Source organism: Coxiella-like endosymbiont (assembly GCF_024730665.1).
Classification (GTDB): Bacteria; Pseudomonadota; Gammaproteobacteria; order Coxiellales; family Coxiellaceae; genus Coxiella.
The window spans coordinates 786,386-809,905 of sequence record NZ_CP084737.1; the positions used below are offsets into that span (position 1 = coordinate 786,386).

The window sequence follows — 23,520 nt, forward strand, 5'->3', positions numbered from 1 at the left end:
TTCTACTATCGAATTGTTCAAAGGAAAAAGAATTGATTGCTTGGTTTCTTGCCATTAATTTTTTGAGTTTATTATCGATATGTTTGGATAAAAGTCAAAATAAGCTTAGTTAATTTTTCAGTCGCCAATTTTACACCATGTAAGGTTTGTTCGTGAGTGAGTTTTGCTTTTGTCATTCCTGCAGCAAAATTACTGACAACTGAAATTACACTAACGCGCATATTACAATGTCGCGCGGTGATAACTTCAGGAATTGTCGACATTCCAACGATGTCAGCACCCAAAATTTTATACGCATTAATTTCGGCAGGTGTTTCAAACGTGGGACCCAAAACACCAAAATAAACCCCTTCTGGCAGATTAATCTTTAATTGATTAGCAATTTCTAAAAACTGAACACGAAAATGAGGATCATAAGCCTCTTCCATACTGACAAATCGAGGTCCAAAATCATCCTCATTTTGACCTATAAGCACATTATTAAACTGAAAATTAATATGATCTCTCACTAAAACCAAGGTGCCAGGCTCGATATCTTCTCGCAAAGACCCAACAGCATTGGTAGCTAACCAGGCCTCGCAACCCAATAATCTCATTGTACGTACCATCGTTTTAATCGCATTATTATTAGTACCTTCATAATAGTGCGCACGGCCGCACAAACAGGAAACAGGGACACCTTTAATTTTACCTAAATATAAGTTCCCTGCATGCCCTGCAATTTTTGGCTTATAAAATCCAGGGAGTTCGTGATAAGAAATGACAGTGGTTTCTTCAATTTCATTAGATAACTCACCAAGTCCAGAGCCCAAGATGATAGCTAATTTTGGTTGAAAATTAGAGGAACGTCGTCGGCGAATTTCTTTGAGTGCGTCATAAGAATCAAGTGTCATGTTATATTGCATTTTCCAAAACAGTAAAAGTGCCAGCTGAAAACATAGTACAGGAATACTATCCATCCTCTCCTTTTTTTCCTTTTTCAAAACACGACGCCAGTTCTTGATAGTATGTTGGCGTTTACGGGAAAGGGTGAGATGATCAGCAGGAGCATCTTGGGTGATGGTAGAGCCAGCACCGATGGTAGCGTTTTTCCCGATGATAACAGGAGCTATCAAAGTGGCGTGTGAGCCGATGAAAGCACCGTCTTCAATTTTTATGGGCCACTTATTGGTGCCATCATAATTGCAAGTGATGGTGCCAGCACCTATATTAACGTTTTTTCCAATAGTAGCATCGCCTAAATAGGTTAAATGATTAGCTTTGCTCCTAATGCCTAAGGTAGATTTTTTCATTTCGACAAAATTACCTACTTTGGCCCCTTCTTCTAAAATACTACCGGGACGAATACGCGCGAAAGGACCAACGCTGCATTGTGCACCAATGACGGCATCTTCAATAACGCTACTGGACAGAATTTCAGTATTTTTATCAATAGTCACATTTTTTAATAAAACATTAGGACCAATCCGAACATTCCGACCCAAACGGATTTTGCCTTCAAGAATGACATTAACATCAATCACAACATCATGACTAACGTTTACATTGTCACCGCGAACATCAATGCGATTAGGATCAATAATTGTCGCACCAGCCAACGCCAATTTTTTCGCCATAGACTGTTGAAAATAACGCTCTAACTTAGCAAGGTCCCAACGATTATTAACGCCCTGGACTTCCTCGAAACAATGAGCCATTACACCGCCAACGGGGCAACCTTCCGACACCGCCATAGCAACGATATCTGTCAAATAATATTCTTTTTGCCGATTATTGTTACCCAATTTCGGCAACCATCTTTTTAAATTTTTTGAAGAAGTTGTTATGATGCCAGTATTAATTTCGCGAATTTTTAGTTGTTGCTTGTTGGCGTCTTTGTGTTCGACAATTCTAACGATATCACCAAACTCGTTACGAATAATGCGGCCCCATCCTGTAGAATCAGGTAATTCAGCAGTTACTAAACCCAACCCATTGGTCGGTGTGCTATGCAACAAATCTTGCAGCGTCTTAGCGGAAACTAAAGGCACATCGCCGTAAAGAACTAAAATCTGATCATTGTCGTCACTACATAAAGGAATTACTTTCGAAACAGCGTGACCAGTACCGAGTTGTCCGTTTTGTTCCACCCAATGTATGGGAAAATGATTGAATGTTTCATGAACTAAACTTTCTCCACTGCTATAAACGACATAAATGGCATGAGCCCTTAATAATCTAGCAGTGTTTAGGACTCGTTCCAAAATGGGGATTCCGCCAATAGAGTGTAACACTTTGGAAACACCTGAAGCCATTCGCTTTCCTTTGCCTGCTGCAAGAATAACAACGTTCAATCCCATGTTTATTCTCTAATGTCTTTCTCGCTTACGTATCGACTGGATGATACGCAATTGAATGATAGCTTCGGCCAGTTCCCTCATCGCTTTTGAATATTCAACACCTGATTTCTGCTTAGCTAATTGTCGCTCCGATCTCTCTTTTGCTACTAATGCGACTGATTCATCCAGATCGGCAACACGTAAAACAGTATCAGCTAAAACTGTTACGATTTCCGGCTGCACTTCTAGCATTCCTCCTGAGATATAAAATATATCTTCCCCACCTACTTCTAAGAGGATGCTAATTTGTCCTAGCTTTAAAAAAGTCAAAAGCTGACGATGACCTGGATAAATCCCAAGTTCACCAGCGATGCCAGTAGCATTTATTCTCTTTACTTTGCCGCTAAAGATAGCAGCCTCCGCTGAGACGATTTCCAATTGCATGGTTTTTATTGTAGTCATTAGTCATAATCACCTATTTTACCTAGCCGCTATCCTGATTGTCTGGGTAACTAAATTAAGCCATCACAATGACTTTGCTTTTCCAAACACTTCTTCGATTGAACCTATCATATAAAAGGCTTGTTCTGGCAATTCATCATATTCCCCACTGATAATGCTTTTAAAACCACGAATTGTCTCTTGCAATGACACATATTTTCCTGGTATACCAGTGAATACTTCTGCAACAAAGAAAGGTTGAGACAAGAAACGCTGAATTTTACGAGCACGACGAACAGCCAGTTTGTCTTCTTCCGATAATTCATCCATACCCAAAATAGCAATAATGTCTTTTAATTCTTCGTAGCGTTGCAGTATTTCCTGAACTCCGCGTGCAACACGATAATGCTCTTCACCGATCATTAATGGATCAAGTTGTCGACTGCTGGAATCTAGAGGATCGATAGCAGGATAGATACCACGCTCTGCAATTTGCCGCGACAAAACTACCGTGGCATCTAAATGCGCGAACGTTGTAGCAGAAGACGGATCAGTTAAGTCATCTGCCGGTACGTACACTGCTTGAATAGAAGTAATAGATCCTGTTTTGGTTGAAGTAATGCGTTCCTGCAAAACACCCATTTCCTCCGCTAGAGTAGGTTGATAACCCACTGCGGAAGGCATACGACCTAAAAGCGCAGAAACTTCAACACCAGCGAGGGTATAGCGAAAGATGTTATCAATGAATAATAATACATCTCGGCCTTCATCTCGAAAAGCTTCAGCAACCGTAAGACCAGTGAATCCGACACGTAATCGATTTCCTGGTGGCTCATTCATTTGACCATAAACTAATGCCACTTTATCCAATACGTTAGATTCCTTCATTTCATGATAAAAATCGTTTCCTTCCCGTGTTCGCTCACCAACACCGGTAAATACGGAATAACCACTGTGTTCGATGGCGATGTTGCGAATTAGCTCCATCATATTAACAGTTTTTCCCACACCCGCACCACCAAAAAGACCCACTTTACCACCCTTGGCAAAGGGACAAAGCAAATCAATGACTTTAATTCCTGTCTCTAGTAATTCCGTGGTGCCTGACTGCTCTGCAAAGGATGGGGCCAAGCGATGAATAGGTAATTTTTCTTCAGCATCGATAGGGCCTGCATCGTCGATTGGTTCCCCTAAAACATTCATGATACGGCCCAATGTTTTTCTCCAACGGGAACTTTAATCGGTTGGCTCGTATTTTCCACTGAAACACCACGTTTTAAACCTTCCGTGCTGCCCATAGCAATGGCGCGAACAACGCCATCGCCTAGTTGTTGTTGTACTTCAAGTGTAAGGTGATTATCTTTTACATATAAAGCGTCGTACACTTTGGGCACTGCGTTACAGGGAAACTCGACGTCAACCACTGCGCCGATAACTTCATTAATCGTTCCGGTTAGTGTCATTTTGCTACCTCATTTTTATTCTACTGCAGCAGCACCTACGACAATTTCTGCAATTTCTCGCGTGATGCCAGCTTGACGCGCTTTGTTGTAAATCAATTGCAATTCGTCAATCAATTGGCCTGCGTTTTCTGTTGCATTTTTCATCGCCACCATTCGCGCGCTTTGTTCACACGCGATATTTTCAACAACTGCTTGATAAACTTGTGATTCGATATACCGAACTAATAACATTTCTAATAAATCTTTAGGTGAATCTGGTTCATAAATGTAATCCCAATAGCCTTCCTCCGCTCTCTTTTGATCAGCTTGCAGCGGCAATAACTTTTGGATAATTGGCTTTTGAAGTACTGTATTGTAAAACTTATTTGTTATGATATAGACCGCGTCAATTTTTTTATTTTTATATTGATCCAGCATAACTTTCACAACACCAATAATATCTCGCACTTCCGGTGCATCACCTAAGCGATCCGCTACTGCTAAAACCGGTATGCCATAACGACGAAAAAAGGCTTCACCTTTTCTGCCAATTACACACAAATCAACATTGATACGATCTTCTTGCCATTGCTTCATATCTGCAATAGCTGTGCGAAATAAATTAACATTTAAACCACCACATAAGCCGCGGTCAGTCGTAACAATGATATAACCTCTACGTTTAATGTTTTCGCGTTTCTGTAAATAAGGATGAGAATATTCAGCATGGCTGGCTGCAACGTGGCTAATGACTTTGCGAATTTTGCTGGCATAGGGGCGCGACATTGCCATGCGATCCTGTGCTTTTCGCATTTTACTTGCTGCAACCAGTTCCATCGCACTCGTAATTTTTTGCGTGTTTTTTATGCTCGTAATCTTCTTTCTGATTTCTCTTACTCTTGACATAAGTTATTTCTCGTTATCCACATAAATATCGTTTCCCCGCTAATATGACCGTGTTTCTTTGAATTTCTCTAATACGGCTTTAATTTTTTCTATTCTTCTTCCTGAAAAATGCGGATCTTTATTAATTTCATCTAATAAATCCTGATGTTGATCGTGTAGAAAGCTTAATAATGCCTTCTCAAAATCAACTACTTTTTTAACTCCACTTCATCAAGATAATTATTATTAACCACATACCAAATGATCGCCATTTCAGATACGCTTAATGGCTGATATTGCGGTTGTTTTAAAATCTCCATTACCCGCTGGCCGTGCTCTAATTGTTTTCGAGTAGTTTTGTCCAGATCAGAAGCAAATTTGGCAAAGGCTTCTAATTCACGATACTGAGCTAATGACATTCGTAAACCACCAATCAGTTTTTTAATAATTTTAGTTTGAGCAGCCCCACCCACACGTGATACAGATAACCCCGCATTGATCGCCGGTCGAATACCAGCGTTAAATAAATTGATGTCTAAATAAATTTGCCCGTCCGTAATTGAAATAACATTGGTAGGAATAAACGCTGAAACGTCTCCAGCTTGCGTTTCAATAATAGGAAGAGCAGTCAATGAGCCTGTTTTCCCCTTAACTTCACCTTTTGTAAATTCTTGAACGTAATGTTCATTGACATGCGCTGCGCGTTCTAATAAGCGAGAATGCAAATAAAAAATGTCCCCAGGATAAGCCTCACGACCTGGCGGTCGACGCAACAATAACGAAATTTGTCGATACGCCCATGCTTGTTTGGTTAGATCATCGTAAACGATTAACGCATTTTGACCACGATCACGGAAGTATTCGCCCATCGCACAACCTGAATAAGGTGCTAAGTATTGCAAAGCAGCCGCTTCAGAAGCGCTTGCATTGATAATGATAGTGTGCTTAAGTGCACCATGCTCCTCTAATTTACGCACGACTGCAGCCACTGAAGATTGTTTCTGACCGATGGCGACATAAATACATTTAACGCCAGTACTTTTTTGATTAAGAATGGTATCGATAGCAATAGCCGTTTTTCCTGTTTGACGGTCACCAATAATTAATTCTCGTTGTCCACGACCGATAGGAACCATTGCGTCAATAGACTTAATACCAGATTGCAATGGTGTATCAACAGATTTTCGTTTAATAACACCTGGTGCTACTTTTTCAATAGATGAGGTAAGTTTTGTTTCAATTGGACCTTTTCCATCGATCGGTTTGCCTAGTGCACTAACCACTCGGCCTAATAATTCTTCCCCTACAGGTACCTCCAGAATTTGACCAGTACAGCGCGCAGTCATCCTTTCTTCTAAATGTTCATAAGATCCCATGACTACCACCCCTACTGAATCACGCTCAAGATTAAATACCAAGCCGTAGGTATATTCAGGAAATTCAATCACTTCGCCAAACATGGCATCACGCAATCCATAAAGCTGCACAATGCCGTCTTTAATATTAACGATTATGCCTTCAGTACGTTCTTCTGCTTTAATACCAAATTTTTCAATACGCGATTTAATGATGTCACTGATTTCAGCTGATCGTAATTGCGAACTCATAATTTACCCCTTAAGACTTTCTGCTAATCGAGTCAATTTTCCTCTAACAGAGCCGTCTATTACCCAATTATCGGCACGAACAATAGCACCGCCCAGCAAAGATTTATCCTCCGTTACCCTTAATTTAACTTTAGAGTTAAATCGCTTTTTCAGTTTATTTTTAATTTGTTCTTGATGTTCAGTGCTTAACGGAAAAGCACAAATGACTTCGGCTTCCATAAGACCGTAGTAGTTGTTTAATAATTGGTGATATAAGAAATCGATATCTGGTAAAGTCGTTAATCTTTTTTCGTGAATGAGCAATTGAAGAAATCGGTCGATTTTTCCTTTCAACGAATCTGATTCGGCTTGAATGGTTTGAATTAAATGAAGCAACAACTCTTTGACATCTTCCTTAGAAATCTGAGAATTAAAAATCAGTTGGGCTATTTGATTATTTTTAATAATTTTTGAGAAAGCATGCAGCACCGCAGACCATATTTCAAGCTGATGGGTTTCTTTAGCATCAGAAAATACGGCTTTAGCATAAGGTCTTGCTAGTGTTAGTTGTAAGACCATTATTTAATCTCGCTCACTAATTCATCTACCAAACGATCATTGCTTACCTTGTTTATTTCGCACTGCAAAATCTTTTGAGCGCCGACCACAGCAATATCAGAAATCTGTTTGATCAGTTCTGCTCTTGCTACGTTGTATTGTTGCTCAATTTCACTTTTAGCTAGTTGCAGTAAATACGCACTTTCTTTCTGAGCCTTGTTTTTTGCTTCTTTAATGATGCGATTTGCTCGTTGATTAGCTTGTTCAACAATATGTGCTGCTTGCGCTTTTGCTTCAGTGAATATTTCTTTGGACCTAATTTCTGCAACTTCCAGCTTTTTATGACCTTTTTCAGCAACCGCTAGCCCATCGGCAATATTTTTACGACGAAGTTCCAATACTTGTATAATCGGCGGCCAAATAAATTTCATCGTTAAGCCAATGAAGACAATAAATACCAGCATTTGTACAATCAACGACGCATTAATATCCACTAAAAACCTCTTTTTAACTTACTCTTCTTGTCGAAAGCGGTGTGATTTGTCATTGACTAGCTATTTTCGCTGCAGCATCCATAACGGCAGTCAAGAACGGATTTTTAGAAAAAATTAAAATCAAGCCCATGACCAACGAAATAGCTGCGAAAGCATCCACTAAACCAGCCATTAAAAACATGCGAATCATTAACATCGTAGATAATTCCGGTTGTCTGGCTACACCTTCTAGAAATTTACCTCCAAGTATGCCAAAACCAATAGCTGTTCCCATAGCAGCGAGGCCGATAAATAAGCCAGCTGCGATGGCTGAAAACCCTTGTACACTTGAGATTAACTGAGCTATAACCATAATTTCTCCTTTTTCTAAATTAGTGCGATCTTGTTGCAAGGCTGAGATAAACAACTGTCAGCATCATAAAGATAAACGCTTGAACTGTAATCACCAATAAATGGAATAGGACCCAAAGTACACCTAACGTAAATTGACTGAACCAAGGCAATAGCGCAATCAAAATGAAGATTAATTCACCTGCAAAGAGATTACCAAAAAGCCGCAACGCTAATGAAATTGGCTTAACACCTTCGTCAATCACTCTGAAGATAATGTTAATGGGTATAAGATACCAACCAAATGGTTGACTTAATACCTCCTTACCGAAACCAATTACCCCTTTCATTTTGAAATTGTAAAAAACGACCAAAATAAAAACTGTAATAGACATAGAAAAAGTCAAAGCGGGATCGGCAGTGGGAACAGACTTGAAATGCTCTACATTGACAAAATGAAATAACCGAGGAATAAGATCCACCGGTAAGAGATCCATAAAGTTCATCAAAAAGACCCAAGTAAAAATAGTTAATGCTAGAGGCGCAACCAAACTTCGATCACCGCGAAAAGAATCTTTGACAGTGTTGTCGACGGATTCTACTGCCATTTCGACAAAATTTTGCCACTTACCAGGAATCCCAGCTGTCGCATTACGCGCAATAATATAAAAGAAACTCAAAAACAAAATACCGAGAGTCACAGAAATAACGAACGTATCGAGATTAAGTGTCCAAAAATCACCCCTTGTGAGGGTGAAATCGTGCAGGTTCAGCTGCCAATGAGACATATGGTGCTGAATATATTCGCCCGGTGTTAGCTTAGCCTGTACATACATCTACTGTGTACTCTTCACCTTATTCGATCGACTCCACAGAATCTCTAGGGGCGCAAACAAAAATCCAAACTGTGCTCCCACAAATCCAATAGTAAACGGCACGATAGAAACCGGAATGAATACTATGATAAGTATCACCAGCACAGAACTCAGTGCCAACTTAATCAACTCTCCTAAAAAAAATCGATTATGATCCTTTTAGTTGCCCGAGAACTCGTAATAGAAAATAGACGCCAAGCAAAATAAAGGTTAGGTAACACACAAGCTGCACCACCTAAAAGCGCGGACAGTCCATCAGTCGCTCCCTGAACCCACCAATACCAGGTAATTACAATAACCACCACTGCTTGCAGTCTAATTAACCGGTAAGCAATGAGACGAACGGAGCATGTCGCTGAATCTATAGACGACTTTTGTGCATAAAACAACTTTCCAACCCATCGATCTCGGTATAATTGGGGCGAGTATATAGATTTTTATAGGGTAAGGCAAGGCCAACTTAGCTTTAATTTGAACTTAAAACTTTATCTACACCATAAGAAGAAAAAACTTTTTGGAAACTAAAAGCTCATTTAGCTTGAAGGTATGCGGCTGTATGGGTGAGAAAGGTCGGAATGGAAATTTTTTCTTTCTGTTGGTTTTAAAATTAAGATGAGAAAAATCATAAAAGCACTAAAAATATGAAAATATGACTTTAAAAGCCAGCACAATAACTCTATAGTCTGAAAAATCGAATAACGCAACAATGTGATGTCATTACTAGAAATAAAAACCAACATCCATATGTTCGGTTTCTTATCTAAGGATTTTATAGTGCCGGTGATCCTTCCAATCGAGCAATAACAAAAACCAGAGGGCAGTAACAAAGAAATATCAAAAATGTATAAAACCATGGAATAAAGTTTTTATAATCCTAGTAAAAAGATGTAACGAGACCTGTAAATCCAAACAAAGATCTAAACAAAGTTGCAATAAAAAGTAACAATATAGATAAAAGAACGAAAAAAGAATACCAACTCTTTATTGATAGGCTATATCTCGAATAATATCGCTATTTTCTAATTTAAACGAATAAATTTATACTGTCTTAGCATTTAAAATTCATGATATCTATGTGCTTAGATAATTAAAAAATTTGAAAAATAGGTGCTAATATGGGAACAGTAAAATGGGACAGAAAAATCGAGACCCCTAGTAATGTGTGCTAATCAACGAACTGATCTTTCAAATCTTCAGCATCGAAACAATCTGTTTTATAAAAGATTAAAATAGAGCTATAAAAAAGTATCTTTATCTTCCATCACTATTTCGGTTCCAAACAACGATAAAAACTTAGAGCAATTAAAGCAAATGGTAAAGAATGGAGAATTTTAAAAAATCCAAAAACAACTTGACTGCTTTTTTAAAATCAAAAAGAAGCTGCTTATTTTTACTGTAAAAAATTTATTAAAGAATTAAAGAAAGTGCTTCCAATAAAGATAATTAATTATCAAAGATATCGTCTATTAACACTCCTGATACTTAGGGTAACAGTTAAAAAGTTGCCGCACCAAACACCTAAAGAACTTAAATCCAGACTTTCAATGATCTTATCATTAATTTTCCAATATAAATTCATAAGCAAATTGAAAATAGCAGATAAGAAGGCTTGATAATAATGAATAACCTATAACTATCTCCGGGACATAACAAAAAAGCGAAAATAAAACTAATGGCAAATAATCAGACCAAGTCCATTTACGTGCCGATTAATCTCATATTGTGACAAAAGGAGCGGATTACGACAATATGATGCACTATTTATCTGAAACCAGGCGGCCACCCCACCAGTTAACATATTTTAAGAGGGTAGTTAATTACATGAAGTTATGCTATAGATTTCGCTTCAAGTATTTCCTTTAAACAATGCCTTTGTTAGCCTAATTTTAAAAACCGCCTAGATTAAAGTACGGCAAACTGCATGGTTACTCAAAATATGCACTTTTATGAATTTTTATGAATCTAGATTAACCATCAGAATCTATCGTTTAGTAACAGTGAGTAAAGTTATAAATTAACAGTAGAAGTTATTTTACTAACCCAGTCTTCTTTTAATCAGCGTTGCGATTACGCTTATTTCCAATTTCAACAAGATGACGCTCCGCGTTTAAATCCGGCACCTTTAAACGATAGACAACAAAAGGCTCTAAGATGATTTGCAATTCCTCCTTTGGATAACTGCCTTTCATTATAAACCATCGCCCATCTGGGCAGAGCAAGTGTTTAGTTTGATTTATAACAAACCTGAGATTTCCAAAAGCACGACAAATAATTGCGTCAAAACCAAATTCTCGCCGATAGTCTGGAACATGTGCTCGCACGATGGTGACATTAGATATCTTAAATTGAGAAATGGCCTGAAGCAAAAAAACTGATTTTTTATTTTTACTATCAAGCAAAGTAAATTGTTTATCTGGGCATGCTAACGCCAGTGGAATTCCTGGGAAACCCGCCCCACTCCCCACATCTAAAATCGTTTTTCCCTTTAAATAAGGGAAGATAGACAAACTATCCAAGAGATGATAGGTTATCATACTTTCTGTGTTGCTGATTGCAGTGAGATTGTAGGCCTGATTCCATTTTTGTAGGAAAGTAAGAAAATCGAGCAATATTTTCTGAGTGTTTTCTGGAATTTCTAACCTTAATTCATCAATTCCTTTTTTCAGTTTTTCTTTCATTCTTACCTTACCCACTAAAACTCCCACTAAAATCGACCTTTTCTTCAGAAGACTGGAATCTAAAAGCTAGTTTATCATTCTCTCCTTAGATTCTTGATAACTCACTCTGATGACAGGGTTAACGGCAAGAAGTACTGACTCGAATGACACAGATAACAATTACCCAAATAAGGTAGCACTACCTTACTTCTTCTTTTTAGATAAATAAGTAACAAAGAAATTGCAGCTGGAGTAATACCAGGAATTCGTGTAGCTTGCCCAAGGGTAGTTGGTCTAATTTGACTGAGCTTTTGTCGTACTTCATTCGATAATCCCGCAACTTCATTATAATCAATGGATTCTGGAATATATGCAGATTCGTATTTTTTTGACGAGTAACCTCAGCCAACTGATGAACTAAATAACCTTCATATTTTGCCTGTATATCGATTTGTTCCGCGACAGAAAAATCATTTACAGATGGGCCTAAATTTTCTATTTTCATCAGCTCAAAATAAGTAATCTCGGGACGACGTAAAAGATCCATTGCAGAATATTCCCGCTCTAATCGTTGTTGAAAGCATTCATGAATTTTCCCGGCAATTATTGAATTAGGTTGAATCCATTTTTTTTAAACGTTGTTGTTCCTTTTCAAGGGACTCTCGTTTGCGAGCAAAAAAATCCCAACGTTCATTATCGATACAACCTAATTCACGTCCTTTTTCTGTCAAACGCAAATCAGCGTTGTCTTGTCTTAATAAAAGTCTATATTCTGCACGACTTGTGAACATTCGATAAGGCTCATTCGTTCCACGAGTTGTTAAATCATCGATTAACACACCAATATAAGCTTCATCTCTTTTAGGTGTCCATGATTTTCTTTCTTGGATTTGTAAAGCGGCATTAATTCCGGCAATTAAGCCTTGCGCAGCAGCTTCTTCGTACCCAGTAGTACCATTAATTTGGCCAGCAAAATAAAGTCCCGGAATACATTTGGTTTCCAAAGAAAGATTCAAACCACGTGGATCAAAAAAATCATATTCAATAGCATACCCTGGGCGAGTGATATGACAATTTTCCAGTCCTTTTATGCTGTGAATAAATGTCGATTGTACTTCGAAAGATAAGCTAGTCGAAACGCCGTTTGGATAAACTTCAGGTGTATTTAATCCTTCTGGTTCTAAAAATAATTGATGTGATTTCCGATCCGAAAATCGAACTACTTTATCTTCAATAGAAGGACAATAACGCGGTCCGATACCTTCTATAATACCCGAAAAAAGTGGTGATGTTTTTAACCCGGAGCGAATAATGCTATGCGTTTTTTCATTGGTATGAGTAATGAAACAGGAAATTTGTTTCGGGTGTTCTTTTACATTTCCACAATAAGACATTATCGGCACAGGTTGGTTGCCCGGTTGCTCTTCTAGCTGAGAGTAATCGATCGTTCGTCCATCAATACGTGGTGGAGTGCCTGTTTTTAATCGCTCAACGCAAAAAGACATAGCGCGCAGTCGTTCAGCTAGCGCAATGGAAGGGGATCGCCCATACGACCCCCATCTCTACTTTTCATACCAATATGAATTTTCCCCCTAAAAAGGTCCCAACCGTTAAAACCACAGCGGGTGCGTAAAATTGAAGGCCTATTTGAGTGTCAACCCCTACTACTCGATTATTTTTCAAGATTAAATCATCAACTGCTTGTTGGAATAACCATAGGTTAGATTGATTTTCCAGTGCTTTCCGAATAGCGGCTTTGTACAAGATCCGATCAACTTGCGCGCGGGTAGCTCTAACGGCAGGACCTTTTTTGGCATTGAGTATGCGAAAATGAATTCCAGCCTGATCAGTCGCCCGGGCCATAACCCCCCTAATGCATCGATCTCCTTTACCAGATGCGTTTTGCCAATGCCGCCGACAGAAGGATTGCAAGACATTTGACCCAGTGTTTCAATGTTATGCGTAAGCAATAAAGTCCTAGCTCCCATGCGCGCCGAAGCCAATGCAGCCTCAGTGCCTGCATGCCCACCGCCGATAATAATAACGTCAAATTTCTGGGTGGCATTTTTCATACATAGGATTCTATCATAAGAAAAGGTTATTTGTAGGTCGCAGAAAGGAGACTATATTATTTTCCGATACAAAATTCAGAGAATATTTTCCTGAGTAAGTCATCTGCTACAAATTCACCAGTAATTTCTGAAAGGGTATTTTGTGCTTGTCGTAGGTATTCGGCGATAAGTTCGCCGGCCTTTTGCTTGAAAAATTGTTCATCCGCTTTTTCTAGAAAAAATCTAGCTCTTGTTATAGAATCGCAGTGGCGTCGTCGCGCGATAAAGTCATTTTCGTTAGTAGTTTTAAATCCAACAATCTCTTTTAAATGACATTTGAGTAAATCAATACCGGCGCCAGTTTTAACAGAGATTTTAATCCGTATGTAATCAGTATTTTCTTTTGACGGTTTTTCTCCAGTTAAATCAATTTTATTTTCGATAATAACAAGTGGTATTTGTTTTCCACTATCTGAAAATAATTGTTTTATTGTTTTATGAAAATCTTCTTCTTTTGAATGACTAGAAGAATCCAGCATAAGTAAAATAAGATCAGCTTTATCAATGGCTTTTTTAGTACGATTCATACCTTCCTTTTCAACAACGTCTTCGGTAATTCGTAAACCCGCTGTATCTAGAATATTAATGGGCATGCCGTCGATATGGATGGACTCTCGGAGAACATCGCGGGTAGTACCTGCGATATCAGTCACAATCGCTATTTCTTGTCCACTGAGTAAATTGAGCAAACTCGATTTACCTACATTCGGTTCACCTGCTATCACGACAGTAATTCCGTCACGTAACAACACGCCTTGTTTTGCCGTTTTTTTAATTTCCTTCACTTGTCGTAGCAAATTTTTTAATTTTATTTCTATCGATTTATCTGCTAGAAAATCAATTTCTTCTTCTGGAAAATCAATTGCTGCTTCTACGTGTGTCCGTAATTCAACAAGGGCCGTAACGAGTTCACGAATATGGTTGGAAAACTCACCTTGTAATGAACGGACAGCAGACTTCGCAGCCCGTTCAGAAGTAGCATTAATTAAATCTGAAATGGCTTCTGCTTGTGCTAAATCGATTTTGTTATTTAAAAAAGCTCTTTCAGAAAATTCCCCTGGCCTTGCTAACCGCACCTCCTCATTTAAGATGCTTTTAAGCAAGCAGTCTATTACAATAGGTCCACCATGACCATGGAGTTCTAAAACATCCTCACCAGTGAATGAATTTGGCCCTGGAAAATAAAGGGCGATGCCTTCATCAATAACTGACTGTTGATATTTAAATTTAGCAACCGTAGCATGTCTAGGTTTAGGTAGGCACCCTAGCATCTTTTTCGCAATAGCTTTAGTCTGTGGTCCAGACACACGAACAACACTAATCCCTCCCTGACCAGAAGGCGTTATTTGTGCAACAATGGTCTCCCTAGAGTCACTAGACATAAAAAATGTAATTAGATTTCAACATTTATTTTCTAGTAGTGCATCTGATTTTTAATTTCGCTTTGTGGCTTTCATATACTCTATTAACGTACCATTGTTGCAACGTCTGAACAACATTATTTATTAGCCAATATAAGACCAATCCTGCCGGGAAGTTGATAAAAAATACAGTAAACATCATAGGTAAAATCCACATCATTTTTTGTTGTGTAGGATCTGGAGATGTAGGAGATAATCTCTGTTGGACTAACATACTTAATCCCATTAAAACTGGAAGAATATAGTACGGATCTTTAGCGGATAGATCATAAATCCATAGAATAAACGGTGCTTGACGTAATTCAACACTTTCAATGATGACGTAATAAAATGCGATAAAAACGGGGATTTGAATTAACAATGGCAGACAGCCGCCAAGAGGATTAATTTTTTCTTTACGATACAGTTCCATAGTAGCGCGGCTTAATGCTTGTCGATCATTGCCATAGCGTTCCTTTAACGCTTGCACTCGAGGTTGCAGTTCACGCATACGCGCCATTGAACGAAAACTTTTTTCAGAGAACCAGTAAAAAACAATTTTAATTAAAATCGTCGTAACGGCAATAGACCAACCCCAGTTTCTTAAAATTTTATGAACAGCACTCATAATCCAAAATAAAAGCATTGAAATAGGCCATAACCATCCATAATCAATCGTTCTCTCTAAACCAGGTGCTAATGGTTTCAATTGATTAGCTACTTCTGGACCAATATAAACTGTTGCGTGACTAGATGCAGTTTTTCCAGGCGCAATATTCATTGCTGGACTTAAAAAACCTATGGTATAAATATTCTGTCTTCCGTTTTGGGAAGGGGTGATATAGCTATAATAGTAGTAAGTTAATTTGGAATTTCCTGGAATCCATGCGCTCAAAAAATAATGCTGCTGCATGGCAATCCATCCGCCTGTCGATACTCGATTGATGTTTCCTTTGTCAAGGGATTCATAAGTCACCTTTTTGTAAGGTGTTTGTGGACTCGAAATTGCAGGACCATTATAGCTTCGGATATAAAAATGGTGATGCTTAACAGATGGTTGTCGGCGCGTTAATTGAGCAAACAGACTACCTTGCCACAGTTTAGCAGTCTCATTTTTTACCACATAATTAAGTTGAATGGCATAATTACCACGATGAAAGGTATAAGTTTTAATAATTTTTAATCCATTAGATGTTCGGCTAGTCAATTGAACTACAAGCTTAGTTTCCGCATCTTTTAAGACATAATTTTTTTCTGTAGAGGTAAATTTAATTGGGAAGACTTTTTGATTAGCATTCGCATTCGTGAGACCACTTTGTGCGATATATAATTCATTGCAATCAGAATTTAAAATTTGAACTGGCGTATCTTTTTCTTTAATAGAAATTGGATATTTCGGAAGTGCAGCCGAAACAATATTGCCACTCTGCATATCGATTACTATTTTGAGCACATCAGTTCTTACAGTAATGAATTGTCTTAGAAAATTTTTATTTCCTGCTGCAATGGTTCCTGTTACTTTGGTTTTGGCCGTTTTTGGCATAAGAGCTGGAGGTGTATAAATCGTTTCTTTTCCATCCGTATGTGGGGATGGGGCGGATTGTAATGATTGTTCCGAAACTGGCGGATAATCTCGCATCCATGCATTAAAAAGTGAAATCGCTAAAAGTACCATAATGATGTATAAAACTATTTTTTTGCTATCCATTGTTATATCGTCTTCTTATATTTTTTAGGAACTGAATCAATGCCACCTAAATGAAAAGGATGACAACGTAATAATCGACAAACCGATAAATACACACCTTTCATAACACCTAATTGTTTTATTGCTTCTTCTGCATAAGAAGAACAGCTGGGATAAAATCGACAACAACTAATAAACCAGGGACTTACTATATACTGATAAAATCTAATTAAACTAATAAAAATGAACTGTGTTATTTGACTAATTGTTCGAGTAAACGATTTATACATTTATACAGCTCTCTGTTGCTTGCTTCACTAGCACATGCCTTTGCAATAAAAACAAGATCAAACGATGGTAGTTGATTTTTTTGTCTGCGGAAGGCCTCCTTTACCATTCTTCTAACTCGATTTCGGATGATGGCCTTTTTAACACTTCTCTTACTTGCTACCACCCCTAAACGGGAATGCCCGATATCGTTATTAAGATAATAGAGTACATAATACCGATCTAATAATCGCTGGCGTTTGGAATAAACACACCGAAACACTGCTGTTGTCCGGATTCGCCAATCCGATGAAAAGTGATATCCCATTAGTTTATTGGACGCTTCTCCCTTTGGCGCGACGACGTTTTAATACTTGACGACCATTTTTTGTGGCCATGCGTGCACGAAAGCCATGTGTTCGATTTCGCTTTAATTTACTGGGTTGATATGTTCGTTTCATAAGTCACTCGGTGTTATCAAGATCCGAAATCATAAATCAGCGCGAACGGTGCTGTCAAATAAAGTGATTACGGTTCTTTCTACTATCAATTAAATTTAGTTAATAAATTCATGGTAATGATTATAAGACCTGTTAATAAAAGAACAAGTTAAATTACTGTTTATAGAACAATTGGTTATAGTATTTTCATCTGTTAATGAATGAAAGGACATTGAAACGAATAACCTGTGTAAAACCATAAGCATGTTGTTTTGCTTTTAAAATATTCATTTTCTATAGACAGTTTATCCACAATTTAAAAACACATAGAAATGAAAACCTTTTTAATTTTTAGTTTAAAAATATTTACGTTAGTCTTAAGAGAAAAGACGCTTATAGTGTGTCACCGATCAAAGTACGTTAATCCTCCTTTTAGCTCTCTTTGTTCTTTTTTAGATTTTATATCAGTATCTGTTGCATTCCTTTTCAAGAAGAAAACTTTAAAACTAAAACTAAATTCCATAAAGAAAGTGGAATGAGAATTTCACCTTAGTGTGCGCTGGGCCCTGTGAGAAGTTTTCCTTCATTACTTGATGTTTGCACTTACTTAATTTGAGTCAGAAGCCGCTTTTGAATATGGATTCTATTATTTCTTATGGAATCTAATCAATTTTATATTCATCTAAATTCTTTAAATTTTTCCCTCGATTGCTGCTACTTCCAAAAGATGGTTCTCGAGAGAAGAATTCCCATTAATATAAGTTTTCGATAAACCGCGTATATTGGTTTGAATTTATTTCTTGATATATGGTTTTAGCAAAACCATTCGGATGCAATATCCGCTGTAACATAGAACATAGCTCGGAATTGAGTCGTATTTTCCTTCAACTATATTCATTATAAGAAATAATATAATATGTGATGAATTTCAGTGAATTTTATGATTCGTCGTTCTATAATGATTTGTTGCTATCGTAAAAACTATTAAATACAAAATAGGAATGCAATTAGAAAAAACGATATGTCTCTTGCTTAAATAGTTTAAAATTATATACAATATAGATAATAAAGGCCGCTCATTGTCAAGCGCTCCAATTGGTAGAGATGAAGTTAACGCACTCATCGTTCGATCGTATCTGTATCAACCCATTTTCCAAACTTCTTGCTTTATTCATTGTGAGGCAGTTATCGGGGTAGCTTGAATCTTTCCTAAAAAATCAGAAGTAGAAAGCGTATTAGCATATTGAAAAATAAAAAGGTAGCTACTCTCCATTCATGTTTGTATTCAAATAAAGTATATTATTTTTCTATCAAGAATTGGACATCAGACTAATTTCGATTTCTGATGGTATATCATTATTGAGATTCAGTTATCCTATTCTCTAAAAACACGTAGATATAATATTCTACTCATGGTATCAGAGAGAGCTTATAGGCTTCAGCGGGGGATTTTATAATAAAATCATATCACTGCTATGTAATGTTCTCTTACAAAGGTCTATAAAAAATAGTTTAACAAATGTCTAGATAAATCCTTAGCTTTTACAGGGCTATATGTGCGTTCGTTAAATTTTTCAGAGTCTACACATATAGATAAAAGTTAATAAAAACAAGTTTGCATAATTGGGCTAAGCTCTTATAGATTTAACTACAATAAGTCTTCTTATTTTTTTTGGATTCCATGTAGTGCTTAACCATTTAAGGGATTCTAAGTTTAAAATTACCCAAGGCATTCTGGTAATAATTAAATAAAATTAAACGAAAAAAATTTCATGAATTTAGTCTGTTATAACTAGGATAAGGTATGTTGAAATGTTGTTCATTGAGAATCAAGCGACCATAGTTTATATTCATTGATTTAATGAAGTTTAATAAATACGGAGTATAGCTTAATTAGTAATAATCTTTGTTAACACAGTTAACAGTTTGGGTTTCGTAAGAAACTGCTATAATGATTTCTGATTCTTAAAAGGTGATCTAGTGTGGTAGCTGTCATAGACGAATCTTTAGTGGGAGTTGACCTCATTCTGCCTGGAGATCATCATAGTGCCAATAGTATCACTACTACTTGATTCTATGGAAAACACTGTTTTGCATGGAGTAAATGTGATGTTGTAACAAGTTTAGCTTAGAGAATTGAACTCCGTATTTTAAAAATGGCGCTATCCAGTTTTGATAAGTGAAGGTTTGGTCTATTTCTTTATTAACAAAGGCTCCGATAACATTGATGAAATCGCTCTTTTTATTTTTTTCAAATTTAGTATCTGTATGCAAAGTGCATTCATTAAGGACGCAGTCGAATATTTCCACTTTTAATTACATTAAGACTAAGAAACCTGCTGATTGCCATGTCTATGCTGCGCATATTCTCGATAATATTTTGAATCTAGCTAATTTTATTATGCTATAGGGTGAGTATACTGTCCTTTAAGTTGTAGCTAAATGGTATATTGATAAAAGTCAATTAAAAGTAAGTAAATAATAATTTTGATTTTCACGTGGAGAACAAAATAATTTTTCAGCGATAGATTTTAATTTAAGGTACCGCAAAGCATCGTAGTGCGCCATAGCCAATAATGCAGTCTTTTATAAAAGCGCCACGCACATGCTATAGCAGAGAAATATCTGCGATCTGCATAAAAAGTTGTTGTAACGATGAAAGTAATATCAAACGATTGGCACACTTTCTCTTGTCATCTACCATTACCATAACTTTATTAAAAAAGCATCAATTGGCCCCTTAAGGGATGCTAATTCGCTCAGTGCTTTGGTGTAATCTGCTTTTTTATATAAATTATTAACAGAGTCAGCATGTATTCTCAGCTGTGTGGCGAGAATGCGTTCAGCATCAGAATCAAATAAAGAATCATTGATCAATTTTAATTTTTCCACATTTGACTGTTTTTTTAGAATATTATTGATACGTTTATTAGCGGCTGCAAGTGCGTTTGCTTCGGGTAGCGTTTGAAAATGTTGTACTGCCTTAATACGTCGATCGAAATCTAGAGGTTGAGTGGGTCGTGAAGATAGAACTGACATAAATACAGATGATGGTACATTCTTTTCGAGATACCAGGTACGTAATCGTTCAATAATAAACTTAAAAGATTGATCAACGACATTTTTGCTAGGTAATGCTATAGTGAAGTTCTTTTCCGCTTCTTCAAGTAATGTTGATAAATCTAAAGGAAGCTCTTTCTCTATTAAAATACGCAAAACGCCAATCGCAGCTCGGCGTAAAGCAAAAGGATCTTTATCTCCTGTTGGCAGTTTATGAATACCGACAATTCCAATAATAGTGTCTAGCCGATCTGCGAGAGCAATGCAAGCGCCGGGTAAACTCTTGGGCAAAATATCACCAGAGAAGCGGGGTTGGTAGTGTTCTCTAATAGAATTGGCCAAACTTTCAGATTCTTTACTGTGGAGTGAATAGTAATAGCCCATAATGCCCTGTAGTTTCGGAAATTCATGCACCATTTTACTAACTAAATCACATTTGGAAAGAAGACACCCGCGATGAACAAGGAGTTCATCGATATGAATTTGTTTAGCTATAAAAACCGCGAGCTTAGCAATGCGTTTCGTTTTATCAGCAAGTGTACCGAGCTGGTGCTGAAAAACAACATCAGCTAATTTAGGTAGTCGACTTTCTAGGGTAACATCGAGATCGTTGTTATAAAAAAATGAAGCGTCTGAAAGACGGGCGTTAATAACGCGTTCGTTTCCTGAAATTACACGTTTATGGTCTTTGCTTTCAATATTACTGACTAAGATAAAATAAGGAAGTAAGTTGCCTTTTTCATCTTTTATAGGGAAATAACGTTGATGTACTTTCATCGCAGTGATTAATACTTCCGGTGGTAGTGCCAGAAATTTTTCTTTAAAGCGTCCTAGTAGGGCAACAGGCCATTCGACCATACCGGTCACTTCTTTTAGTAAATATTCATCGATGATAGCTTGCCCTTTTAGGCTAGCTACTTCTTGAATTAAAATCCGAATTTTTTAAGCCGTTTTTCGAAATCAGCGATTACCATACCATGCGTTAATAATACTCGCTGATAATCATCAGGTTGGCTGATTGCTATTCGTTGAGGGTAATGAAAATGATGTCCTCGTGTTTCAGCAGAAGTCATATGACCAAGGATAGTGGTTGGCACGACATCTTTTCCAAAAATCATCACAACCCAATGAACAGGACGAACAAAAGTTTCTGTATGAGCCCCCAGCGCATGGCTTTAAAAATGGGTAATTGCTTAATGGCCGTTTGGATAATTTTAGGTAATAATTCTTTGGTTAATTGACCCGGTTGCTTAATGCGACAGTATATAAAATCCCCTTTTTTTGTTTCTTTTCTTTGAAGCTGATCTGTTGAAATACCACAAGATCGTGCAAAACCTAAACACGCTAATGTAGGAGCACCATCTTTTCCAAAAGCAGATTTGACACTAGGGCCCTGTCGTTCAATGACACGTGCGGGTTGTTCTGTTGAGAGACGATTTATTAATACTGCTAAACGGCAGGGCGTTGCGAATGAATGTAAAGTGCCAAATGACAATTCTGATTTTTCAAGCTGTATCTGGATGTTTCGAGATAATGAGTTTGATAATTGATTCAACATGCTTGGTGGTAATTCTTCACAGCCAATTTCAAATAAAAAATTTTTCGTGACCATCAAGCAATCTCTTTTTTTAATAATGGAAATCTAAGTTTTTCTCGCGTTGAATAGTATGCGCTTGCGACAGCAAGCGCTAGTTTTCTGACACGTAGTATAAATCGTTGACGTTCCGTCATTGAAATAGCTTGGCGAGCGTCTAATAAATTAAACGTATGAGAAGATTTTAATACCATTTCATAGGCAGCTAAGGGTAATTTAGCTCCAATTAAGCGTAGTGCTTCTTTTTCGTAGAAACCAAAATGCTTGAATAAGGTATCGACATCGGCGTATTCGAAGTTATAGGCTGACATCTCAACTTCGTTTTGGTGAAATATATGTCCGTAGGTGATGTCACCATCTGGGCCTTTAGCCCAAACTAGATCAAACATATTATCTACCTGTTGCACAAACATGGCCAGTCGTTCTAAGCCATAGGTAATTTCGCCGGTTACTGGGTGACATTCTAGGCCACCGACTTGTTGGAAATAAGTAAATTGGGTGATTTCCATTCCATCTTGCCACACTTCCCAGCCAACCCCCAAGAACCCAACGTTGGCGCTTCCCAATCATCTTCAACAAAACGGATATCATGGATGAGAGGATCAATATTTAAAGCTTTTAAGGAGCCGAGATAGATTTCTTGAATGTTATCAGGGGATGGCTTTAGCATAACTTGATATTGATAATAATGTTGTGTGCGATTGGGATTGTCTCCATATCGACCGTCAGTGGGGCGACGTGATGGTTGAACGTAAGCAGTGCGCCAGGGTTCAGGGCCGATCGCCCGCAAAAAAGTAGCCGGGTGGAAAGTACCAGCGCCTACTTCCATATCCAATGGCTGAAGCAAAAGACACCCTTGGTCAGACCAATACCGATGTAAAGTTAAGATCATTGTCTGAAAGTTTAATGGGCACTGATTCATTTTGAAATCCAGGACAATGATGACTTATGTCGCCTTCCTTCCGTATTCCACATTTTTGGAATAACAGAAGGTCTAGTTATTTTTTTACCTGGCCAATTGCACTTTGGAGTAGAGATTTTGTTGAGAAATTGTGCCTGGTGTAAATCGAAAATTAGTCGATGCTTTTCTACCAATAACCAGATCGGTGTGCTTACCGGTTGCATTGATCGTGCCAATTGAAAATTATCGCGCAATTGTTTTTGTATGGCGGGATCATTCATATCTTTTTTAACTTGATCTATATTTAATCCAATATTTTTAGTAATTTTAAAAACTGAATCATTTGTCAACGAATTATCAGTGTTGAGCAGTACATCAAAAAACATAATATTTTCCTTGTGTTACCGCTGATTATGATACTTTGGCAGCCAATTGCGATTGATTGTAAAAAAGTCAGTCCTTCAAAGAGGACGA

Annotated in this window: 17 protein-coding genes and 8 pseudogenes; all 25 read right to left on the reverse strand. The window is 37.5% G+C overall.

What is annotated here, in order from left to right; all coding sequences use genetic code 11:
- Positions 1 to 71 precede the first annotated feature (71 nt).
- Positions 72 to 893 (reverse strand): purine-nucleoside phosphorylase, encoded by an 822-nt coding sequence (locus LG660_RS03345; protein WP_258267738.1) that lies wholly within the window; start codon positions 891 to 893, stop codon positions 72 to 74.
- Between the two features lie 78 nt (positions 894 to 971).
- Positions 972 to 2,339: pseudogene (gene glmU / locus LG660_RS03350) on the reverse strand (bifunctional UDP-N-acetylglucosamine diphosphorylase/glucosamine-1-phosphate N-acetyltransferase GlmU); the annotation flags it as partial.
- Positions 2,340 to 2,348: 9 nt separating this feature from the next.
- Positions 2,349 to 2,780 (reverse strand): F0F1 ATP synthase subunit epsilon, encoded by a 432-nt coding sequence (locus LG660_RS03355; protein ID WP_258267288.1) that lies wholly within the window; start codon positions 2,778 to 2,780, stop codon positions 2,349 to 2,351.
- Between the two features lie 63 nt (positions 2,781 to 2,843).
- Positions 2,844 to 4,222: pseudogene (gene atpD, locus LG660_RS03360) on the reverse strand (F0F1 ATP synthase subunit beta).
- 15 nt (positions 4,223 to 4,237) lie between these two features.
- Positions 4,238 to 5,107 carry a F0F1 ATP synthase subunit gamma gene (gene atpG / locus LG660_RS03365; protein ID WP_258267289.1) on the reverse strand — a complete coding sequence of 290 codons (870 nt, stop codon included), beginning with the start codon at positions 5,105 to 5,107 and terminating at the stop codon, positions 4,238 to 4,240.
- A gap of 39 nt (positions 5,108 to 5,146) precedes the next feature.
- Positions 5,147 to 6,693, reverse strand: a pseudogene (atpA, locus tag LG660_RS03370) (F0F1 ATP synthase subunit alpha).
- Between the two features lie 3 nt (positions 6,694 to 6,696).
- Positions 6,697 to 7,251, reverse strand: a complete 555-nt coding sequence (locus LG660_RS03375; RefSeq protein ID WP_258267290.1) for a F0F1 ATP synthase subunit delta — start codon at positions 7,249 to 7,251, stop codon at positions 6,697 to 6,699.
- Complete coding sequence (locus LG660_RS03380) at positions 7,251 to 7,724, reverse strand: F0F1 ATP synthase subunit B (protein ID WP_258267291.1); 474 nt, start codon at positions 7,722 to 7,724, stop codon at positions 7,251 to 7,253. The genes LG660_RS03375 and LG660_RS03380 overlap by 1 nt, the downstream gene beginning before the upstream one ends.
- Before the next feature lie 49 nt (positions 7,725 to 7,773).
- Positions 7,774 to 8,076 carry a F0F1 ATP synthase subunit C gene (gene atpE / locus LG660_RS03385; RefSeq protein WP_258267739.1) on the reverse strand — a complete coding sequence of 101 codons (303 nt, stop codon included), beginning with the start codon at positions 8,074 to 8,076 and terminating at the stop codon, positions 7,774 to 7,776.
- A 19-nt stretch (positions 8,077 to 8,095) separates the two neighbouring features.
- The gene (gene atpB, locus LG660_RS03390) at positions 8,096 to 8,890 is read right to left on the reverse strand and encodes a F0F1 ATP synthase subunit A (protein WP_258267292.1); all 795 of its coding nucleotides are present in this window, start codon (positions 8,888 to 8,890) and stop codon (positions 8,096 to 8,098) included.
- A 173-nt stretch (positions 8,891 to 9,063) separates the two neighbouring features.
- The gene (locus tag LG660_RS03395) at positions 9,064 to 9,318 is read right to left on the reverse strand and encodes an ATP synthase subunit I (RefSeq protein ID WP_258267293.1); all 255 of its coding nucleotides are present in this window, start codon (positions 9,316 to 9,318) and stop codon (positions 9,064 to 9,066) included.
- 1,662 nt (positions 9,319 to 10,980) lie between these two features.
- Positions 10,981 to 11,607 (reverse strand): 16S rRNA (guanine(527)-N(7))-methyltransferase RsmG, encoded by a 627-nt coding sequence (rsmG, locus tag LG660_RS03400; RefSeq protein WP_258267294.1) that lies wholly within the window; start codon positions 11,605 to 11,607, stop codon positions 10,981 to 10,983.
- Between the two features lie 101 nt (positions 11,608 to 11,708).
- On the reverse strand, positions 11,709 to 11,954 hold the full coding sequence (locus tag LG660_RS03405; protein ID WP_309137057.1) for a tRNA modifying enzyme MnmG family protein: 246 nt from the start codon (positions 11,952 to 11,954) through the stop codon (positions 11,709 to 11,711).
- Positions 11,955 to 12,055: 101 nt separating this feature from the next.
- Positions 12,056 to 12,208: pseudogene (locus LG660_RS04440) on the reverse strand (hypothetical protein); the annotation flags it as partial.
- A pseudogene (locus LG660_RS03420) lies at positions 12,198 to 13,130 on the reverse strand (FAD-dependent oxidoreductase); the annotation flags it as partial. The pseudogenes LG660_RS03420 and LG660_RS04440, both read right to left, overlap by 11 nt.
- A gap of 25 nt (positions 13,131 to 13,155) precedes the next feature.
- Positions 13,156 to 13,658, reverse strand: a pseudogene (locus LG660_RS04445) (FAD-dependent oxidoreductase).
- Between the two features lie 56 nt (positions 13,659 to 13,714).
- Complete coding sequence (gene mnmE / locus LG660_RS03435) at positions 13,715 to 15,079, reverse strand: tRNA uridine-5-carboxymethylaminomethyl(34) synthesis GTPase MnmE (RefSeq protein WP_258267296.1); 1,365 nt, start codon at positions 15,077 to 15,079, stop codon at positions 13,715 to 13,717.
- Positions 15,080 to 15,104: 25 nt separating this feature from the next.
- On the reverse strand, positions 15,105 to 16,805 hold the full coding sequence (yidC, locus tag LG660_RS03440) for a membrane protein insertase YidC (RefSeq protein ID WP_258267297.1): 1,701 nt from the start codon (positions 16,803 to 16,805) through the stop codon (positions 15,105 to 15,107).
- A 2-nt stretch (positions 16,806 to 16,807) separates the two neighbouring features.
- Positions 16,808 to 17,074 (reverse strand): membrane protein insertion efficiency factor YidD, encoded by a 267-nt coding sequence (yidD, locus tag LG660_RS03445; RefSeq protein ID WP_258267298.1) that lies wholly within the window; start codon positions 17,072 to 17,074, stop codon positions 16,808 to 16,810.
- Positions 17,038 to 17,379: a ribonuclease P protein component gene (rnpA, locus tag LG660_RS03450; RefSeq protein ID WP_258267299.1), complete on the reverse strand. Its 342-nt coding sequence runs from the start codon at positions 17,377 to 17,379 to the stop codon at positions 17,038 to 17,040. The genes yidD and rnpA overlap by 37 nt, the downstream gene beginning before the upstream one ends.
- Positions 17,380 to 17,383: 4 nt before the next feature.
- Positions 17,384 to 17,512, reverse strand: a complete 129-nt coding sequence (gene rpmH / locus LG660_RS03455) for a 50S ribosomal protein L34 (RefSeq protein WP_258267300.1) — start codon at positions 17,510 to 17,512, stop codon at positions 17,384 to 17,386.
- Positions 17,513 to 20,194: 2,682 nt separating this feature from the next.
- Complete coding sequence (glyS, locus tag LG660_RS03460; protein WP_309137058.1) at positions 20,195 to 21,490, reverse strand: glycine--tRNA ligase subunit beta; 1,296 nt, start codon at positions 21,488 to 21,490, stop codon at positions 20,195 to 20,197.
- Positions 21,478 to 22,163: pseudogene (locus LG660_RS03470) on the reverse strand (glycine--tRNA ligase subunit beta). Before LG660_RS03470 ends, glyS begins: the two are co-directional and overlap by 13 nt.
- Positions 22,163 to 23,067 (reverse strand): annotated as a pseudogene (gene glyQ / locus LG660_RS03475) (glycine--tRNA ligase subunit alpha). The pseudogenes LG660_RS03470 and glyQ overlap by 1 nt, the downstream one beginning before the upstream one ends.
- Positions 23,064 to 23,432 (reverse strand): thioredoxin domain-containing protein, encoded by a 369-nt coding sequence (locus LG660_RS03480; protein ID WP_258267304.1) that lies wholly within the window; start codon positions 23,430 to 23,432, stop codon positions 23,064 to 23,066. The pseudogene glyQ and the gene LG660_RS03480 overlap by 4 nt, the downstream one beginning before the upstream one ends.
- Between the last annotated feature and the right edge of the window lie 88 nt (positions 23,433 to 23,520).

What these genes read in the sequence shown, in the direction of transcription:
- LG660_RS03345 (WP_258267738.1), bottom strand. Translation starts at nt 893, where the DNA reads ATGACACTTGATTCTTATGACGCACTCAAAGAAATTCGCCGACGACGT.
- LG660_RS03355 (WP_258267288.1), bottom strand. Translation starts at nt 2,780, where the DNA reads ATGACTACAATAAAAACCATGCAATTGGAAATCGTCTCAGCGGAGGCT.
- atpG (WP_258267289.1), bottom strand. Translation starts at nt 5,107, where the DNA reads ATGTCAAGAGTAAGAGAAATCAGAAAGAAGATTACGAGCATAAAAAAC.
- LG660_RS03375 (WP_258267290.1), bottom strand. Translation starts at nt 7,251, where the DNA reads ATGGTCTTACAACTAACACTAGCAAGACCTTATGCTAAAGCCGTATTT.
- atpE (WP_258267739.1), bottom strand. Translation starts at nt 8,076, where the DNA reads ATGGTTATAGCTCAGTTAATCTCAAGTGTACAAGGGTTTTCAGCCATC.
- atpB (WP_258267292.1), bottom strand. Translation starts at nt 8,890, where the DNA reads ATGTATGTACAGGCTAAGCTAACACCGGGCGAATATATTCAGCACCAT.
- rsmG (WP_258267294.1), bottom strand. Translation starts at nt 11,607, where the DNA reads ATGAAAGAAAAACTGAAAAAAGGAATTGATGAATTAAGGTTAGAAATT.
- mnmE (WP_258267296.1), bottom strand. Translation starts at nt 15,079, where the DNA reads ATGTCTAGTGACTCTAGGGAGACCATTGTTGCACAAATAACGCCTTCT.
- yidC (WP_258267297.1), bottom strand. Translation starts at nt 16,805, where the DNA reads ATGGATAGCAAAAAAATAGTTTTATACATCATTATGGTACTTTTAGCG.
- yidD (WP_258267298.1), bottom strand. Translation starts at nt 17,074, where the DNA reads ATGTATAAATCGTTTACTCGAACAATTAGTCAAATAACACAGTTCATT.
- rnpA (WP_258267299.1), bottom strand. Translation starts at nt 17,379, where the DNA reads ATGGGATATCACTTTTCATCGGATTGGCGAATCCGGACAACAGCAGTG.
- rpmH (WP_258267300.1), bottom strand. Translation starts at nt 17,512, where the DNA reads ATGAAACGAACATATCAACCCAGTAAATTAAAGCGAAATCGAACACAT.
- LG660_RS03480 (WP_258267304.1), bottom strand. Translation starts at nt 23,432, where the DNA reads ATGTTTTTTGATGTACTGCTCAACACTGATAATTCGTTGACAAATGAT.